The 14,602-nt window shown below is 44.9% G+C and carries 13 protein-coding genes; 3 read left to right on the forward strand and 10 right to left on the reverse strand.

Annotated features, from left to right (window positions below; all coding sequences use genetic code 11):
• Positions 1-109 precede the first annotated feature (109 nt).
• From ispH to murJ, 6 genes are all read right to left on the reverse strand, one after another.
• Positions 110-1,054: a 4-hydroxy-3-methylbut-2-enyl diphosphate reductase gene (ispH, locus tag GVO62_RS17195; RefSeq protein WP_159120300.1), complete on the reverse strand. Its 945-nt coding sequence runs from the start codon at positions 1,052-1,054 to the stop codon at positions 110-112.
• A 2-nt stretch (positions 1,055-1,056) separates the two neighbouring features.
• The gene (gene fkpB / locus GVO62_RS17200; RefSeq protein WP_105931681.1) at positions 1,057-1,524 is read right to left on the reverse strand and encodes an FKBP-type peptidyl-prolyl cis-trans isomerase; all 468 of its coding nucleotides are present in this window, start codon (positions 1,522-1,524) and stop codon (positions 1,057-1,059) included.
• 14 nt (positions 1,525-1,538) lie between these two features.
• Positions 1,539-2,087, reverse strand: a complete 549-nt coding sequence (gene lspA / locus GVO62_RS17205) for a signal peptidase II (RefSeq protein WP_159120301.1) — start codon at positions 2,085-2,087, stop codon at positions 1,539-1,541.
• A complete protein-coding gene (gene ileS, locus GVO62_RS17210) occupies positions 2,080-4,899 on the reverse strand; it encodes an isoleucine--tRNA ligase (RefSeq protein ID WP_159120302.1) in 2,820 nt (939 codons plus the stop codon). Before ileS ends, lspA begins: the two co-directional genes overlap by 8 nt.
• 269 nt (positions 4,900-5,168) lie before the next feature.
• Positions 5,169-6,089 (reverse strand): bifunctional riboflavin kinase/FAD synthetase, encoded by a 921-nt coding sequence (gene ribF, locus GVO62_RS17215; protein ID WP_159120303.1) that lies wholly within the window; start codon positions 6,087-6,089, stop codon positions 5,169-5,171.
• A gap of 176 nt (positions 6,090-6,265) precedes the next feature.
• The gene (gene murJ, locus GVO62_RS17220; protein ID WP_159120304.1) at positions 6,266-7,825 is read right to left on the reverse strand and encodes a murein biosynthesis integral membrane protein MurJ; all 1,560 of its coding nucleotides are present in this window, start codon (positions 7,823-7,825) and stop codon (positions 6,266-6,268) included.
• A 619-nt stretch (positions 7,826-8,444) separates the two neighbouring features.
• On the opposite strand from murJ, the gene rpsT reads away from it, so the two are divergent.
• Complete coding sequence (rpsT, locus tag GVO62_RS17225) at positions 8,445-8,708, forward strand: 30S ribosomal protein S20 (RefSeq protein ID WP_014950134.1); 264 nt, start codon at positions 8,445-8,447, stop codon at positions 8,706-8,708.
• Between the two features lie 68 nt (positions 8,709-8,776).
• Here rpsT and GVO62_RS17230 read toward each other — a convergent pair whose 3' ends face one another.
• The 4 genes from GVO62_RS17230 to GVO62_RS17245 form a co-directional block, all read right to left on the reverse strand.
• On the reverse strand, positions 8,777-9,529 hold the full coding sequence (locus GVO62_RS17230; protein WP_159120305.1) for an SDR family oxidoreductase: 753 nt from the start codon (positions 9,527-9,529) through the stop codon (positions 8,777-8,779).
• Positions 9,529-10,635, reverse strand: a complete 1,107-nt coding sequence (locus GVO62_RS17235; RefSeq protein ID WP_159120306.1) for a phosphotransferase family protein — start codon at positions 10,633-10,635, stop codon at positions 9,529-9,531. Before GVO62_RS17235 ends, GVO62_RS17230 begins: the two co-directional genes overlap by 1 nt.
• A 135-nt stretch (positions 10,636-10,770) precedes the next feature.
• Positions 10,771-11,601, reverse strand: a complete 831-nt coding sequence (locus tag GVO62_RS17240; RefSeq protein ID WP_159120307.1) for an SDR family oxidoreductase — start codon at positions 11,599-11,601, stop codon at positions 10,771-10,773.
• A gap of 127 nt (positions 11,602-11,728) precedes the next feature.
• The gene (locus GVO62_RS17245) at positions 11,729-12,628 is read right to left on the reverse strand and encodes a bile acid:sodium symporter family protein (RefSeq protein ID WP_159120308.1); all 900 of its coding nucleotides are present in this window, start codon (positions 12,626-12,628) and stop codon (positions 11,729-11,731) included.
• Positions 12,629-12,747: 119 nt separating this feature from the next.
• Here GVO62_RS17245 and GVO62_RS17250 point away from each other — a divergent pair, with 119 nt between their 5' ends.
• The gene (locus tag GVO62_RS17250; RefSeq protein ID WP_159120309.1) at positions 12,748-13,653 is read left to right on the forward strand and encodes a LysR family transcriptional regulator; all 906 of its coding nucleotides are present in this window, start codon (positions 12,748-12,750) and stop codon (positions 13,651-13,653) included.
• Between the two features lie 93 nt (positions 13,654-13,746).
• Positions 13,747-14,544, forward strand: coding sequence for a UDP-2,3-diacylglucosamine diphosphatase (locus GVO62_RS17255; protein ID WP_159120310.1), 798 nt, complete (start codon positions 13,747-13,749; stop codon positions 14,542-14,544).
• Positions 14,545-14,602: the final 58 nt, after the last annotated feature.

Below are 14,602 nucleotides of genomic sequence, written 5' to 3' on the forward strand. Positions count from 1 at the left end.
ACTGGTATTATTATGTATCCGTGAGCTATTGAATTTCCAGTAGACAAAAGCATAAAAAAACACCGCAAAAAGTGCGGTGTTTTTTTAAGATGTTTGCTACGCCTTAAGGCTAAACGACCTGTTTAACTCTCAACTCTTTGGGCACAGCAAATTCAACATTTTCTTCTCGTCCAGAACGTTCAGAGGCAGAGATTGCCCCCCATTCTTTTAGCCTGTTAACAACGCCTTGCACCAACACTTCTGGCGCAGACGCGCCAGCAGTTACGCCTATATGCTCTACACCCTCTAACCATTCTTTTTGTATACAGTTAGCATCGGCTATTAAATGTGCTTTAGCACCAATTTTTTCCGCTAACTCGCGAAGCCGATTTGAATTTGAACTGTTCTGCGCACCAACAACAAGAAGTATTTGGCAATCTTGAGCGAGGTCTCGCACCGCGTCTTGGCGGTTCTGAGTGGCATAACAAATATCGTCTTTACGTGGTCCATTGATATGTGGGAATTTAGCGCGAAGCGCGTCAATCACATCAGCAGTATCATCAACAGATAGCGTCGTTTGGCTGCAGTAATAAAGGTTGGTTGGATCTTTAACTTCAAGTGTCGCCACATCAGCTTCAGATTCAACTAAATAAATACCGCCGTCAACGTTGCTGTACTGGCCCATCGTCCCCTCAACTTCTGGGTGACCAGCGTGACCTATCAAAATGCACTCCGTCCCTGTTTTACTGGCGCGGGTGACTTCCATATGTACTTTCGTGACCAATGGACAGGTAGCGTCGAATACTTTGAGACCGCGACTCTCCGCTTCTTTCCTTACCGCTTGCGATACGCCATGGGCAGAAAAAATGACAATGCTGTCGTCTGGAACCTCGTGAAGTTCATCTACAAATAGCGCGCCGCGCTCACGCAGTCCATCAACCACGAATTTGTTATGTACCACTTCGTGGCGCACATAAATTGGCGGTTCAAACATTTCGAGGGCTCGCTCAACTATGGTGATAGCTCTGTCGACCCCTGCGCAAAAGCCACGAGGATTAGCTAAATGTATTTGCATAACTAGTTTCCACCTTGTGCTGACACGCCAGGTTTTACATCGATAATTTCAACATCAAAAATAACCGTTTGCCCTGCTAGTGGGTGATTGAAGTCTACTGTTACAGAGTCGCCAGCAGCGCTTCGGATTATCCCCGGAATTTCTGAACCATCAGGCTGAGAAAAAGCTAAAATCATGCCTTCTTCTATCTTCAAATCAGCGCTAAAACGACTTCTATCCATGTAGTGGATATTGTTCGGATTAGGCTCGCCGAATGCGTCGTTAGCCGCTAGCGTAAACGCTTTTTTATCACCTTTTTTCAGTCCAAGTAAACAGGCCTCAAAATTCGGCGTAAGGCTACCGTCGCCCATTACCATTTTGGCAGGTTTATTGTTTACGCGAGTGCTGTCCGCGGCAGAGCCATCTTCTAGCTTTAAATCAAAATGAAGAATTACTTCGCTGTCAGCGCCAATTAATAATGAGTCAGTCATAACCTATCCAAATACTACTTAATGGTTTCGCTATTATCAGCAGAGTCAGTTTGCGCCTCTGCACCGGTTGCTTCACGCTGTTTATCGCTATTTTTAAACATGTCGATAATCAGTAAAGCCGCGCCTATAAATATTGCGCTGTCGGCAATGTTGAAAGCCGGCCAGTGGTAATTGTTTACGTAAAAATCTAAAAAGTCGATGACATAGCCATGAACTAGACGGTCGTAAACGTTACCCAGTGCGCCACCTAAAATAAAGGCAAAAGCAACCGGCAGCATCTTTTGCGATCGAGGTGACTGTTTCAGCCACCATAAAATGACAGCACTCACTACAACAGCGATGGTAGTAAAGAACCAGCGCTGCCAGCCTCCAGCATTTTCTAAAAAGCTAAATGCAGCGCCATAATTGTGCACGTAAGTAAAATTAAAAAACGGCAATACCTGTATCGACTGATAGAGCGACATGCTGTCAATAACCGTATACTTACTCCATTGATCAAGGATAAACGCAATTGCGCTTATCCATAAGAAACGCAAGCCTGTTTCGCGAAAAAGCTTAAGCATAGTGACGCTCTTCTCCGTCACCGTCGATATTTGTCACACAGCGACCACACAGTTCTTCGTGACCTTCGTGTGAACCTACATCTTCACGGTGATGCCAGCAGCGTACGCATTTCTCGCCGCTTGCTTTGTCAACGCTTAACCATAAACCTTCAACGTCCGTAGCTTTTGCATCAGATGGCGCACCGTCTACTTTCTCAAGGGTAACGCCTGACGTGATAAGCACAAAACGCAGTTCGTCTTCTAGCTTAGCTAGCACGTTGTAAAGCGACTCGGTAGCGTAGAGCGATATAGTCGCTTCAAGTGACCCACCTAGCGCGCCTTCTTTACGCGCCTGTTCCATCGCTTGGTTTGCCGCGTCTTTTACCCTTAGCACCTGATGCCACAGGGCATCGTTAAACGTGTCGCTCTGCGTGAAGTCATTAAAACCTTCGTACCAGGTTTCGGTAAATACAAATTCGCTGCGCTCGCCTGGTAAACTTTCCCAGATTTCTTGCGCAGTAAAGCTGGTAATCGGTGCCATCCAGCGAACTAAAGCTTCAACGATATGGTACATCGCCGTTTGGCATGAACGACGGGCCACACCATCTGCTTTGGCTGTATACTGACGATCTTTAATTACGTCTAAGTAGAACGCTCCCAGCTCTATCGAACAGAAGTGGGTAAGTTTCTGCGACACTACCAGCAAGTCATAGTTGTTATATGCTTCGATTAGCTCTTCTTGAAGTGCCTTAGCGCGCGCAACAATCCAGCGGTCAAGTGCTACCATATCCTCTTCTGCAACCGCATCTTCTACTTTGAAACCGTTAAGATTCGCAAGTAAGAAACGCGCGGTGTTACGTACGCGGCGGTAGCCATCGGCAGCACGCTTTAATATTTCATCTGATACCGCAATTTCTCCGCGATAGTCAGTAGACGCCACCCATAGACGAAGGATGTCTGCGCCTAACTTGTTAGTGACTTCCTGAGGCGCTACAACATTGCCTACCGACTTCGACATTTTTCTGCCGTGAGCATCTACCGTAAAGCCGTGGGTTAGCACTTCTTTGTAAGGCGCGTGACCGTGCATGGCAGTCGATGACATTAGCGAAGACATGAACCAACCACGATGCTGGTCAGAACCTTCAAGGTATAAATCAGCCGATGCCGGAATGTCGTCTCGACGGTCAACAACAAAGTAGTGAGTGACGCCTGAATCAAACCACACGTCTAAGGTATCGGTCACTTTTTCGTAGTTTTCTAGCTCGCTGCCAAGTAGTACTGCATCATCCAAATCCCACCATGCTTGAATCCCCTTAGCTTCAACTTCTAGCGCTACTTTTTCCATCAATGCTGAAGACTCTGGATGAATTTCACCGGTAAGTTTATGCACGTACAAAGGAATTGGTACGCCCCAGGTACGTTGACGTGAGATACACCAGTCTGGACGACCTTCAACCATTTTCTCAATGCGGTTTTGGCCCCAATCTGGGATCCATTTGGTTTGCTTAATTTGCTCAAGAGATTCAGCGCGAAGGCCTTTTTTATCCATGCTTACAAACCACTGAGGCGTAGCGCGGAAAATGATTGGCGTTTTGTGGCGCCAGCAGTGCGGGTAGCTGTGCTCGTATTTTACGTTTAAGACAAGGTTGCCCTTCTCTTTTACCGTTTCGATAATTTCATCGTTAGCTTTGAATACGAACTGACCAGCAAAAAGAGGCGTATTTTCAAGATAAACACCGTTGTTACCAACCGGGTTATACACTTCGATATCGTACTGCTTACCCACGTTAAAATCGTCTACACCGTGAGCAGGCGCTGTGTGTACGCACCCTGTACCTGATTCAGTAGTAACATGGTCACCTAGAATAAGCGGCACTTCTAAATCTAAGAATGGGTGATTCACTTTTAGCTTATCAAGTGCTGCACCAGTACAGGTTGCGACTTCGCGGAAATCTTCAACACCATAGCGGGTCATGCAGCTTTCTAGCAAATCTTGCGCTACCACGAACCATTCGTTTGAAGGCTGAACCTCCACTATTGCGTAAGTAAGCTCTGGATGTAAGCTGATAGCGCGGTTAGCTGGAAGAGTCCAAGGTGTAGTGGTCCATATGACAACACCTGCTTTGTGTGTGACCAAGTCATCTTCAGACACGCCAAACGCTTTTGCAATTGCAGCCACATCAGCCACCGGGAACTTAACATCAATAGCTGGAGACACTTTATCTTTGTATTCAACTTCTGCTTCAGCAAGTGCCGAACCGCAGTCTGTACACCAGTGAACGGGCTTAAAGCCTTTTTCCAAATGCCCTGAATCTACTATTTTACTTAACGCGCGAATGATGTCGGCTTCAGATTTGAAGTCCATTGTTTTGTATGGGTTATCCCATTCACCAAACACTCCTAAGCGTTTAAAGTCAGCCATTTGGCCGTCAATTTGCTTTTGTGCATATTCGCGACATTTTTGACGAAATTCAGCTGCCGTGACTTTCTTGCCCGGCTTGCCAACTTTCTTTTCCACCATCAATTCAATAGGAAGACCGTGACAATCCCAACCTGGAACGTACGGAGAATCGAAGTCAGAAAGGTTTTTCGACTTTACAATAATGTCTTTAAGAATTTTGTTAACCGCGTGACCAATGTGAATATCGCCGTTTGCATAAGGAGGGCCATCGTGCAGAATGAATGGCTTTTTGCCTTTTTTCGCTTCACGAATTTTGCTGTATACCCCTTTCTCCTGCCAGTCTTTAAGCATTTTCGGCTCGCGCTGAGCAAGGTTACCGCGCATCGGGAACGCAGTTTCTGGAAGGTTTAGTGTGGCTTTGTAATCACTCATAAAATTGTATTATCCGGTTACCTTAATTTTCACCCAATGCACTAAAACATTGTGAAGGCGATATTCATTTTGCGATGTTCAAATTAAAACGCTGAATGTAAAAGGTTCAACGTAAAACTGTGTGTCGTTCTTACTAGCGCAAGGCTGACGTTATATGTTCTAGCACAGTGACTTACTAACGCGTTACGCGAACAAGGATCCACGTTAAAAAAATCGAGCTCAATAAAACTGATACGCGCAAAAACTTTTCGTGACTTTATCACGTTTAACTATGCTAATAACAGACGCGCTTGTGCTGCATCTGCTTGAATTTGCTCTTTCAACGCTTCGAAAGAATCAAATTTAATTTCATCTCTTATTTTTGCCATCGGAAACACCGTTATAGGCTTGCCATATAAATCGGATGACAAATCAAAAATGTGTACTTCAAGTTGGTTTCTCACGCCATTCACAGTAGGTCGGGTGCCAATATTAGCAACACCATTAAAGTGCTTTCCATCTACGTCAACACGAACCGCAAACACACCATGAATAGGCGTTTTTTGGCGTTTCAGCATGACATTCGCTGTAGGGAAACCAATGGTACGGCCTTTTTTCTCACCATGAACCACTCTGCCATGAATAGCAAAGGGACGCCCCAGCATTTCTGTTGCAAGCCCAAATTCACCTTCGGCTAACGCATCGCGAACTGCTGTAGAGCTTATGCGATGAGCGTGCATAGTAAAGCTGTGAGTGCTTACCACGTCAAAACCATATTGCTTGCCTGCCGCTTGCAGCATTTGGAAGTCGCCCTTACGACCATTTCCAAAACGAAAGTCGTCTCCCACAACTAAAAACTTTACACCTAGCTTATCGACGAGTAAGTCATGTACGAAAGTGTCAGCACTTTGTTTGGCAAATTCTGCGTTAAATCTTACCGCGAGTAACCTGTCCACGCCTTGCTGTCGCAACAACTCATATTTTTCACGAAGAGGACTGATGCGCGCCGGTGCCTTGTCTGGCATAAAGACTTCTTCAGGCTGCGGTTCAAACACCATGACGGTGGCAGGAAGTGCTAGCGACTTTGCTTTTTCAAGCACATTGGCTAGCACAGCTTGATGACCACGGTGTACGCCGTCGAACTTGCCAATAGTGAGCACACACCCTTTATGGTGCGGTTTTACATTGTTTAGCCCGCGGATAAATTCCACTGTTAGCCACTACCTTTTAACTGCTAGAAAATCAAAGCTCGCGATTATAGCCGACACCGAGCACAATACCAAGCACACCCGCCCTACTTACCGCGCGATTGAACTCTTGCTGCAACTCCGCATTCAAAAAAACTGAAAAAGCTATTAAATCCAGCATCAATCACCGTATACGAAAATCACCCGCCGCCACTTCTGAAGTGTCTAGGACGCATACCTAAAACGAGCATGGTGACCAAGAAGAGCACAACTGAAAGTGCGATCGTAATTCCTACTTCTAACATTTGGGCGGATAGAGATAAATCAAAGAAGGCCAACCCTTTATCGCGATAATAAATAAGTCCGCCCATGGCAGCACTAGACAAGAGAACACGAGCAATAAATAACACGGACGTACGACTTAGTGCGAAGACGCCTTGCCGATGTAGCGTTATATAGAGTAATGCAGCGTTAAGTGTAGCCGACATACTGGTGGCGATCGCTAGCCCCACATAACCGAAAGGGATAGCCAAAACAACGTTGAACACCATATTGGCTACCATGCACCAAATACCAAACCTAACGGGCGTTTTGGTGTCTTGCCGCGAATAAAAACCAGGGGCCAGAACTTTCACGAGCATAAAGCTCAATAGGCCAAACGAGTACGCGGTTAATGAGTACGACGCCATTATTGCTGTTTCAGCAGTAAACGCGCCTCGCTGAAAAATGACCGTTAGAATGGGCCGAGCCATGACACCTAAGCCGACTGCCGCTGGTATACCTAATAGACACACCATGCGAAACGCCCAGTCTATATTTGCAGCAAAGGCTTTAGGGTTGTTACTTACGTGGTTTCGCGACAGTGTGGGAAGAATAACGGTAGCAATTGCAATACCGAAAAGGCCTAAAGGAAACTCAAGCAATCTGTCAGAGTAGTACAGCCAGCTGATTGAGCCGGTTACAAGGAAGCTCGCGATAAAAGTGTCGAACAACAGATTAATTTGCCCAACCGACACCCCAAACAATGCGGGGATCATCAGCGTTCTTACTTTCACGACATTTTCATCGTGCCATCCCCATTTAGGCTTCACCAATAATCCAGCTCTAAATAAAAAAGGGAGCTGAAATACAAACTGAACTATCCCGCCGATAAAAACACCCCAAGCCAACGCATAAGCAGGCTGCGGCAACATTGGAGACAGATAAATAGCGCATGCGATAATACAAACGTTGAGCAATACTGGCGTGAATGCGGCTACGGCAAATTTATTTAGCGTATTTAGAATTGCACCTGAAAGCCCTGTTAGTGAAATAAACGCTAAGTATGGAAATGTTATTTTTAACATGGTTGAAGCGAGGACAAACTTATCACCTGCTTCATCGCCTTCTAACCAAGCGATAAACCACCCTGTACCAAAAAGCGCCGCAAGCACGGGGGACGCAATGACGCCTATGATGGAGACGACAAAAACAATCGCTCCTAATGTGCCGCTAATTTTGGCAACAAATTCACGGAGTTGTTTTTTATCGTCATTGGCATGAACTTCCGTCAATACGGGAATAAAAGCCTGAGCGAACGCCCCCTCAGCAAACAAACGCCGAAGAAAATTAGGGATTTTATTGGCAAAGAAGAATACATCCGCAGCAGCACCATCGCCCATCAATCGAGCGACAACCACGTCTCGTACCAACCCCAACACGCGAGAGACTAAGGTCATTACGCTAACTATAAGACCTGATTTAATTAACTTCCGTGACACGTCACATTTCCAGATGAGAAGGTAAAAGTTCGGCTTTCCCGAAAAAGCCCTATTCGTAACATAGCTGCTGTGTACGTTGGACAATGTCTTCCCTTATCTGTGGAATACACACGGTAAACAGCCAGCACTACTTTTCGTAGCGAGCCATAATAACGAAAGGCTCAGGCAGGCGAAACGATTTCTTCAAAATAAGTTGTGCATCTTCGCTCGGTTTATTGCTATAATCCGCGCCCGATATGGGATGCTATGTTTATGCTTGGCTTTCCGCTCTGATGTCGCAGGGAAATGTCGTTGGGGATTCTTCAATTATTGAGAATTGCTGACGGTTTTTCATTAAGTTGCTAGAGGCTCTCTTGGTCGCTAAAGGCTCTTTTAAGTCGCTAAAGGCTCTTTTAAGTCGCTAAAGGCTTATTTGGTCGCTAAAGGCTTACTTGTTCGCTAAAGGCTTTCTGCAAAAATGTCGCAAAGAATGTGCAACGTGTTGAGCATACTTTGTGTTCAATAGCTTGCGCGTTTTATCGCGAAACGATTTAACTCTTAAATCGTTTGACATTTGGGCGTTTGGTAGGCACAATCCGCACCCTCGTTTTTGACATGAATTTATTTTGGGAGTTACACCTTGGCTAACATTAAGTCTGCTAAGAAGCGTGCAATCCAAGCCGAAAAGCGTCGCCAGCATAACGCTAGCCGCCGTTCAATGACACGTACAAGCATCAAGAAAGTAATCGCTGCAATTGCAAGCGGTGACAAAGAAGCGGCTCAAGCTGCACTTACTGCTGCTACTCCAGTACTTGACAGAATGGCTACTAAAGGCTTGATTCACAAAAACAAAGCTGCTCGTCATAAGAGCCGTCTAGCTGCGCAAATTAAAGCACTAGGTTAATCTTTACGATTAGTAGTTAAAAAAGCGCCTTTCGGCGCTTTTTTTGTATCTGCATTTTGCTTTACGTCCTAGCTCATTTTCCTTATTGAACTTGCCGGTGCAATACGCATTATCCAGTGTAAGATAGCCCACGGCCAGCTTGGTACAAAGGCATTCGCCTTTTCTTTATTTATCGCCTTCACCATAGCTCGACAGCCCACATCGGTATCAACGATAAACGGCACCTTCTCTACCTTTTCATTAATCTCGCTGCGAATAAAGCCTGGGTGAATACAGGTTACTTTAATTGGGGTGTTCATCACATCCATTCGAATACCTTCGGTCATAGACGTTAAGCCGGCTTTCGTTGCCGCATACACCGTCATTGCGCGCCTAAACCCACGCACAGCGCTAATTGAAGAGATTGTGACCAAATGGCCGCTATTTTGCGCTCGGAAAATAGCCATTGCCGCTTCACACTGAGCTAGTGCTGATACAAAGTTAGTCACCGCTGTTTGCTTGTTTGCATGAAAGTAGCCGGTCCCAACGGACGCCCCTTTTCCCATACCAGCGTTCACAATTACCCTATCGAGGGTTCCCATGTCGGCTTTAAATGCGTCGAATACTTCAAAAACCGCATCGTGATCGTTAACATCCAGCGACCGAATATACACGTCAATCTTCGGATTTATTGAAAGCAACTCTTCTTTCAGCTTTTCTAAGTTTTCAAAACGCCTTGCACACAAAGCCAAGTTACAGCCTTGTTTAGCAAACTCTATGGCCATACCTTTCCCTAAACCAGAACTTGCGCCTGTGATCAGAATATTGTTTCTTGTTGTCATTATCGTTTTCCTGATGCTTTAATGGCCTTATTACAGCGCCACATTAAGTAATGAATAAAGATCCAGAAGTTTTTAAACGCCGGATTGTTTGTTTGATTGTGGTGATAACGGTAGTAAATTTGCTGGGCTATACCTGCTAACCGAAAAAGTCCGTACACCTCATAAAAAGTAAAGTCCTCTACATCTAACTCCATTTCTTTGCAGTAGTAGGCTACCACCTGCTTACGGGTAAACATTCCCGGTAAATGCGTGGGCTGGCGGCGGGTTGATTGCGCTAAGAAGTCATCATCAGCTTGAACCCAATACGCTAATGTATTGCCCAAATCCATAAGCGGATCGCCTAACGTTGCCAATTCCCAATCTAACACACCGATAATCTGCGTGTAGTTGTCCGGTTTTAACACCACATTATCGAAACGAAAATCATTGTGGGTTATACAAATACGCTCGTTATCAGGCAGGTTTCTTTCAAGCCAGCGCATAACCTTTTTGCCCGAAGGAACGTTCCAAGTTTTCGCTTTACTGTAGCGTTCGCTCCACCCGCTGATTTGCCGTTCTATATATCCTGCGCCTTTTCCAAGGTGCTCAAGCCCTGCTTTTTGGTAATCGACTTTATGCAGCTCAATTAAACTATCAAGTACATTTGTACAAAGCTGTTTCGTTTGCTGCTCTGTGGTGTCTAAACCTCGGGGTAAATTTTTGCGTGGGATAACACCGGTGAACTTTTCCATTACATAAAAGTCCGTCCCTATCACGTTGTCATCTTCACATAACCCAAGCATTTCTGGCACGTAGCGATAAACAGGCTTTAACGCATGTTGTAATCGGTACTCCCGCGCCATATCGTGTGCACCTTTCGCTTTGGTACCTGCGGGCGCTCTGCGCAAAATGAGCGAGGTGTCGGGGTAATCTAGACAATATGTCCAATTAGAGGCACCACCTGAATATTGGGTAACTCTAGGTAGGTTATCGCTGTTTTTTATTGCAGCTAAAAGTGATGGGTCAGATGAACTAAGATTACTTTTAAGCCAATGATGTACTGCATCCACATCTAGTTCTTCGCCTGCGCGCACGCTATCGGCCTTGTCTACGACTTGCTGTTGCATGATTATTCTTCTTTCTAATTCTATTTTAAAGCGTTTACTTTAAAGCACGGCTGTATGCTCTCGCGCTAAGGATTTGTGGCGAGCTATTTAGCACGCGGTAGTAAAGTGCCCACGAAACATGCTCGACTTGTTGGCTTAATTTTGCTTTTCCATCACACGTTTCATCGTCTTGGTTTGATTCAGCATGTTGCTGATATAATGCTGAGTTGGCAGCAGCTTCTTTAATAAGAAAGCCCGTTTACCCAATTTGTGAGTAAGAACAAGAAACTGCTTTTTACTAACCTGTTGGTAAATAGCCTCGGCAACATCTTCTTTGGTCATGTCAGCTTTGGCAAAAAACTTATTAATCATTTTATGCGACGCGGGATTAGTGCTTCTCATCGACTCATCTAAGTTAGTTTTAAAAAAGCTAGGGCATACCACACTCACATTTATATTGTCAGGAGCTAATTCCAACTTCATGGTTTCAGAAAACGACACCACAGCGGCTTTCACCGCATTGTAACTACCCATGTAAGGAATTGGCGTCAATCCCGCTTGCGATGCAATATTAATAAAGTAGCCACCACCTTGTTTGCGCATTAACGGTAATAGGGCACGACTAACTCTCACCATACCCAGCACGTTGATATCGAAAACCCACTGCCATTGCTCAATACTTTCATCTAAGAGGCTACCGCCGGTTGCAACACCTGCGTTATTAAAAACATAGTCTACGCCGCCCCAACGGGAATCGATAGTTTGCGCCAGCGTTTGTACATCGCTGTCCGAGGTGATATCACAATGCACATAAAATGCATTTGCACCTTTTGCGATAAGTGCATTTACCGTTTCATCCCCTCTTTCTTGGTTTATATCAGCAATACAAATATCAAAAGTGCCTTCTTTATTTGCCCATTTATCTGCCCATTTAAGGGCAATGGCTTGACCCAAGCCGGTCGCGCCTCCAGTAATTATTATGCGCATTGTGTGTTTCCTAAATGATCTTGTTTCATTATTCTTGTATCGGCATTTATGTTTAGTTGCGCTTTATTGTGTTAAGCGCTAATCAGTACTTCATTATTTGCTCGAATTGACCGCCTTATCAATCCAATCAAACTGATTCTGTCTTTTGCAGTGACACTGATGGCTGTTCGCTATGCATTTTTCGTTTTGCCCACAGGGCCAATAGTGCGGGCCCGATGTACATTGCTACGCCATATACACCAGGTGCAATCGCGTAATCAGGCGCATCTAAAAAGGTAATGCATATCAGCATTGCAAGCGCCGCGTTTTGCACGCCTATTTCAATTGCCAGCGTGAGCGAGTCTTTAAATGCTAGGTTTGAAAGCTTAGCAAGCCCGAGCCCTAACAATACCGATGATAAATTTAAGGTTAAGCAAACCAAAAACGCGCTTTCAAAGGACGCGGCTAAATTGTTTCTTTCTGAAACCAGCACGCCCACAATCATAAGCAACATGAAGTACATAGAAAACTGCCGAAAGAAGCTTTCAGTTTTAGTAGCAAACCTGCTGTTAAAGCGACGAATGGTCATGCCTAAAATGACCGGTACAATTGATATACCAACCAGCCCGATCACTGTTTGAATAATAGAAAAATCTGGCGCGTTTTCTTTTACAAAGTAGTCAAGAGCAAATTGAATGATGAACGGCGTTGTAAATACACAAGCAATAGTAGAAATAGCAGTTAAGCTGACTGAAAGGGCTAAATTCGCTTTCGCAATATGACTGATTAAGTTACTGGTAGTACCGCCAGGGCACGCTGCTAAAACCATGACACCAACAGCAATATATTCGGGCAAACCAAAAACTAAACATAGCCCTAGCGCCAACATAGGCAGCAATATAATTTGCCCTATAAAACCCGCTATCACCGCTTTTGGAGATTTAAGTAATCGGGCAAAGTCTGCAAGGGTTAGCGTTAGCCCCATACCAAACATAACAAATGCCAACGCTAGAGGTAACAACACCTCGGTAAGTACAGATGCCTGCATGCACACGCCCCTTACAAAAGAAGCCTCTATAAAAGAAACCTTTTATTAACATTTAAGCCAGTGTACTCTGTTTTATAATAAATAAAAATGATGCCTTATTATGGAAACCCATAAATAATATGCATGGAAAATTAGACTTAAATTTGTTTGTTGTGCTGCGCGCGGTCTACGATCAGGGCAGCATTACGAAAGCCGCCAACGCACTGCATATTACTCAGCCTGCGGTGAGTCACGCCTTAGGTCGTCTGCGAGAGAAATTTGATGACCCGCTGTTTATTCGTCATGGACGACAAGTCGTGCCTTCCCCATTTTGCCAAGGCATTATTGCATCGGTTGTAAAATCAATAGAAACCCTTGAAAGCACGTTAAAAGGTAAAGTGGGCTTTGATATAAGTGATAAACCCCGTCAGGTGAACCTTGGCTTGAGAGATGTTTTAGAATCTATATTTTTCCCCGTGCTTATTCCTGAGCTTGTTAAACATACTCCCAATATCACGGTGAATAGCAGACAGGTTACCTGGCCCGAGCTTGCTCCCGCCTTAGCCGCTAAAGAGCTTGATATCGTAATTGACGCGTTAGTTCCCACCAGCCGTGACATTCGTTCACAGTTTATCTGCGAAGAAACGTTTGTCGTAGTATGCGCGCCTAGCAATAGCTACGTTGATAACCCGAGTATCAAGAGCTACTCAGTTGCACAGCATGCGCTTGTATCTTTGAAAGACTCTAAATTAGATACGGTAGATCTAGCCCTTGCTCAGCACAATTTACATCGCAACATCGCATTGCAGTGTGAACACTACTTTGCTGCCGTTAACGTAGTTAGCCAATGCGATCTTTTGCTAACCATGCCAACGCGATTCGCCCAACAATTCAGCAATAAATTCGATATCGAAATTCTGCCCCTTCCATTTGACGTCCCCCCACTCCCCGTACACATGTACTGGCACAAACACGCCGATGAAGACTTAGTGAATGTATGGATGCGAGAAAAACTTGTAGAAGTGGCGGATAAGTTAGGGATTTGAAACCGCTGTAACACAATGGTCAAGCAAGCGTCACCGTACTGTCAATTTGCAAACCTATAGTGTCTGTCCGAGGCATCGCTTTGGGAACCCGCTATGAAAAAGACACACTATCGCACACTCTGGCTTTCAGACATCCATTTAGGAAACCGCGATTGTAAGGCAGAATACTTACTTTCCTTCCTAAATAGCATCACTGTAGACACCTTATATCTAGTAGGTGACATTGTTGACATGTGGCAAATGACTAAGCAATTTCGCTGGCCCAAAGCCCACAATCAGGTGATGCATAAATTTATGCAAATGAGCCAAGAAGGTACACGGGTAGTCTATTTACCCGGAAATCACGACGAGCCTATCCAATCATATTCGGGTATGGCTTTCGGTGATATAGAGATTGAGCGCGAGTTGGTTCACACCACGGCACAGGGTAAACGCTATTTAGTTTTACATGGCGATCAATTCGATGGCGATGTCACAATGGGCAAGTTTCATGCGTGGATTGGCGATAAAGGTTATGACCTATTACTCTTTCTCAACCGTGAGTTTAACCGCTTTCGCGCTTGGCGAAAACGAGAATACTGGTCACTAGCTGGTTATATTAAAAAGCACATCAAAGGGGCTAATGAAGCTATCGCCCGCTATCGAGAAGCATGCTGTAAGCGCGCTGATGAGATGGGGCTTGACGGTGTGGTGTGCGGTCACATCCACCATCCAGAGAGCAGTATAGAAAATGGTATTCACTACATTAATGACGGCGACTGGATTGAAAACTGTAGTGCGTTGGCAGAAGATAAAAACGGTAATCTATCTCTTATTCATTATTTAGATACCATGGAATCGGCGAGCGTTACGTCAATCACAGTGAAATCCTCTCAATCTAAAGCCGCGTAAAACATTTAGCAACATAGGGGCGCAATTCCGCCCCTATTCTTTATTGCCGTTGAAGCTG

It is taken from the genome of Alteromonas sp. KUL150 (genome assembly GCF_009811475.1).
Lineage (GTDB): Bacteria > Pseudomonadota > Gammaproteobacteria > Enterobacterales > Alteromonadaceae > Alteromonas > Alteromonas gracilis.

Coding starts and splice junctions, on each gene's coding strand:
- ispH (WP_159120300.1), bottom strand. CDS start 1,054: ATGCAAATACATTTAGCTAATCCTCGTGGCTTTTGCGCAGGGGTCGAC.
- fkpB (WP_105931681.1), bottom strand. CDS start 1,524: ATGACTGACTCATTATTAATTGGCGCTGACAGCGAAGTAATTCTTCAT.
- lspA (WP_159120301.1), bottom strand. CDS start 2,087: ATGCTTAAGCTTTTTCGCGAAACAGGCTTGCGTTTCTTATGGATAAGC.
- ileS (WP_159120302.1), bottom strand. CDS start 4,899: ATGAGTGATTACAAAGCCACACTAAACCTTCCAGAAACTGCGTTCCCG.
- GVO62_RS17230 (WP_159120305.1), bottom strand. CDS start 9,529: ATGACAACAAGAAACAATATTCTGATCACAGGCGCAAGTTCTGGTTTA.
- GVO62_RS17235 (WP_159120306.1), bottom strand. CDS start 10,635: ATGCAACAGCAAGTCGTAGACAAGGCCGATAGCGTGCGCGCAGGCGAA.
- GVO62_RS17240 (WP_159120307.1), bottom strand. CDS start 11,601: ATGCGCATAATAATTACTGGAGGCGCGACCGGCTTGGGTCAAGCCATT.
- GVO62_RS17245 (WP_159120308.1), bottom strand. CDS start 12,628: ATGCAGGCATCTGTACTTACCGAGGTGTTGTTACCTCTAGCGTTGGCA.
- GVO62_RS17250 (WP_159120309.1), top strand. CDS start 12,748: ATGCATGGAAAATTAGACTTAAATTTGTTTGTTGTGCTGCGCGCGGTC.
- GVO62_RS17255 (WP_159120310.1), top strand. CDS start 13,747: ATGAAAAAGACACACTATCGCACACTCTGGCTTTCAGACATCCATTTA.